General features: G+C 74.0%; 2 protein-coding genes. Both read left to right on the top strand.

Features of this window, described 5'->3' with window-relative positions; translation table 11 throughout:
• The coding region (locus DSY14_RS27325; protein WP_249188555.1) for an ABC transporter ATP-binding protein at positions 1 to 1,712 on the top strand (1,712 nt) is incomplete at its 5' end.
• Positions 1,709 to 3,496: an ABC transporter ATP-binding protein gene (locus DSY14_RS27320; protein WP_211719482.1), complete on the top strand. Its 1,788-nt coding sequence runs from the start codon at positions 1,709 to 1,711 to the stop codon at positions 3,494 to 3,496. The genes DSY14_RS27325 and DSY14_RS27320, both read left to right, overlap by 4 nt.
• Positions 3,497 to 3,550 lie beyond the last annotated feature (54 nt).

Here is a 3,550-nt window from a genome sequence, read left to right as displayed (position 1 = left end):
CCCCCGAACCCGTCCCCACCAGTGCGGCGGCCTTGCGTTCGCGCTCGCTGCGCCGTCACCGCGGACGCATCTCCCTCGGTGTCACCCTGTTGTCGCTGCACCAGCTGTGCGAGGTGCTCGTCCCGGTCACCATCGGCCTCACCATCGACCTGGCCGTGTCCACCGGCGACGTCACCGCGCTGCTGTGGTGCGTGGCCGGGCTCGTCCTCCTCTTCACCTGTCTGGCCTCGGCGTACCGCGCCGGCGCACGGTTCACCCTCGGTGTCGTCGAACGCGAGGCGCACCTGCTGCGCCTGGAGTCGGCCCGCCGCGTCCTGCACCCCCACGGTCAGAGCAGCGGCCTGCGCTCCGGTGAACTGCTGGCCGTGGCCACCTCGGACGCCGAGCAGGCCGCCACCTACGCCCGGGCCTGGGCCGTGGGCATCGCCCAGGTGACCGCGATCGTGATCACCACCATCGTCCTGCTCACCATCAACATCCCCCTCGGTCTCGGCGTGCTCCTGGGCCTGCCCCTGATGCTCCTGTTGCTGCGGGTGCCCGCCGCCCGCATCACCCGCCGCACCGAGGCCAAGCAGGCCACGGCCGCCCGTGCCACCGCCATGGCCACCGACCTGGTCGGGGGCCTGCGCGTGCTCATGGGCATCGGCGCCCGTCACCGTGCCGCCCTGCGGTACCGGGAGGCGAGCGACCACGCCCTCACCGCCTCGGTCGGAGCCGCGGCCAGCAACGGCGTCTACAAGGGCCTGGTCACCGCGGCCGGTGCCGTCTTCCTGGCCTGTGTGGCCGGAACCGCCGGCTGGATGGCCATCCGGGGACACCTGACCATCGGCGAACTCGTCATCGTCGTCGGACTGGCCCAGTTCCTGGCAGAACCGATCCAGGCTCTGGGGATGGTCGGTCAGATGTTCGCCATCGCCCGGGCCTCGGCCCAACGCCTGGTACGCCTGCTCACCGCACCCGACGCCGTCACCCCCGGCGAACGCGGGCTGCCCGCCACCCTGCCCGACCACGGACCCGTCATCGACATGGCCCAGGCCGGTCACCGCACCCTGGACGGTGTCGACCTCACCCTGCGCCCCGGCGAGTTCCTCGGAGTGCTCACCACCGACCCTCGTGACGCCGAGGCGCTGGTCGACCTCCTGGCCGGACGCGCCGCCGACGCCCGGGGCACGACACGGATCGCCGGCGTACCCGTCGACGAACTCGCACTGACCTCCCTGCGCCGTACCGTCCTGGTGGAGGAACACGGCAGCGTCCTGTTCGAGGGCACCCTGCGCTCCAACCTGGCCCCGACGCCCGACACCGACGACGCCCTGCTCATGAACGCCCTCGACGCGGCCGCCGCGGGCGAACTCGTCACCGGGCACCCCGACGGCCTCGACCGACCCGTCACCGACCGCGCCGCCAACCTCTCCGGCGGCCAACGCCAACGCGTGGCCCTGGCCCGCGCGCTCGCCGCCGACCCGGACGTGCTGGTCCTGCACGACCCCACCACCGCGGTCGACGCCGTCACCGAGGAGGCCATCGCCGAGGGCACGGCGGCCCTGCGCGCCGCCCGCGGCGGCGCCACGCTCGCCATCACGAGCAGCCCCGCTCTGCTGGCCCGGGCCGACCGTGTCCTGGTCCTGCGCGAGGGACGGGTGCACACCGAGGGAACCCACACCCGCCTGGCCGAGGACGACCCCCACTACCGCGAGGCGGTCCTGCGTTGAGCACCGACACCACCCGCACCGAGGGGCAGGACCCCACCGGTGGTCCCGAACTCCTGCCCACCGCCAACGCCCGCCGGACCTGGGCGGTGCTCGGCCAAGGGCTGCGCGCCCGCCCCGGCGCCACCACCCTGGCGCTGCTCACCGTGCTGGCGGGCAGCGCCGCCGGGCTCGTGGCCCCCTGGGTGCTGGGCGCCATGGTCGACGACATCACCGGCGGCGCCGGCGTGGACACCATCCTGCGCTCGGCCGCGCTCATCGCCGTCGCGGCCCTCTGCGGAGGTGTTCTCGTCGGTCTGGGGGCCTGGCAGGTCAGCCGGCTGGGCGAGACCATTCTGGCCCGACTGCGCGAACGCGTCATGCGCCGCGTCCTGAACATGCCCGCCGCCCGGCTGGAGCGTGTGCGCATCGGCGACCTGCTCTCCCGTGTGGGCGACGACGTCGCCGTGGTCACCAACTCCATCGCCCGCAACGGGCCCGAGGTCGTCACCGCCCTGGCCACCGTCCTGCTCACCACCGCCGGCATGACCGCCCTGGACTGGCGCCTGGGTCTGGCCGGGTTGGCCGCCCTCCCGTTCTACGTGTGGGCGGTGCGCTGGTACATGCCGCGTTCGGGTCCCTTCTACGCCCGCGAACGCGTCGCCATGGGCGAACGCTCGCACGCCATGATGGGCGCCCTGCGCGGTCGCGAGACCGTGCGGGCCTACCGTCTGGAACAGGAGCACGAGGAGCGCATCGCCGACCGCTCGCTCACCGCGATGCGGCTGACCCTCGACGTCTTCCGACTGTTCACCAGGTTGGGCGCACGTATGAACGGCGCCGAGATGGTCGGTCTGGGCACCGTGCTCGTCGTCGGGTTCTGGCTGGTCCGCGGTGACGTGGCCACCGTCGGGATGGTCACCGCCGCGGCCCTGTACTTCCACCGCCTCTTCGGCCCCGTCGGCTTCCTGGTGATGACCTTCAACGACGTCCAGCAGGCCGGGGCGAGCCTGGCCCGGCTGGCCGGCGTGGTGGACCTGCCCGAGGAGAAGGATCCCGGCGCGCGGGAGGGACCGGCCGGAGCCTCGCTGCGTGTGGCGTCGGTCAGCCACGCCTACGCCCCCGGCGCGCCCCGGGCCCTGGACCGGGTCACGCTCGTCGTCGACCCGGGTGAACGTGTGGCCCTGGTCGGCGCCAGCGGCGCGGGCAAGACCACCCTCGCCGCCGTGGTCAGCGGTCTGCGCACCCCCACTTCGGGCAGCGTGTACCTGGGCGGTGTCCCCCTGGACGAACTCGGGGAGAAGCGCGTCCGCGAGCACGTCTTCCTGGTGAGCCAGGAGACCCACGTGTTCGCCGGGACCCTGCTGGAGGATCTGCGCCTGGCCCGCGCCGACGCCACCCGCGACGAGGTCGAGGAGGCCCTGGTGACCGTGGGCGCACTCGCCTGGGTGCGTGCCCTGCCCGAAGGCGTCGACACCGTCGTCGGTGAGGGCGGGCACGCCCTCACCGCGGAACAGTCCCAGCACCTGGCCCTGGCCCGACTCGCTCTGGCCGACCCGGACCTGGCGGTGTTGGACGAGGCCACGGCCGAGGCCGGCAGTTCGGGCGCCCGCCGGCTGGAGGAGGCCGCCGCGGCCGCCACCAAGGGCCGCACCACGTTGGTGGTCGCCCACCGTCTCACCCAGGCGGCCACCGCCGACCGGGTGGTCGTCATGGACCAGGGGCGCATCGTGGAGGAGGGGTCGCACGAGGAGCTGGTCGCCCTGGAGGGCCGCTACGCCCGCCTGTGGCGTAGCTGGCGGCGCTGACCCGACCGACGGCCGAGGCCCGGTGCGCGGGCTCGCGAGCCCGCGCACCGGGCC

Origin of the sequence: Nocardiopsis sp. MG754419, from assembly GCF_018207095.1 — a bacterium.
Lineage (GTDB): Bacteria > Actinomycetota > Actinomycetes > Streptosporangiales > Streptosporangiaceae > Nocardiopsis.
The sequence above is the reverse complement of the archived record's forward strand: the minus strand, read 5'-3'. Positions and strand labels throughout refer to the sequence as shown.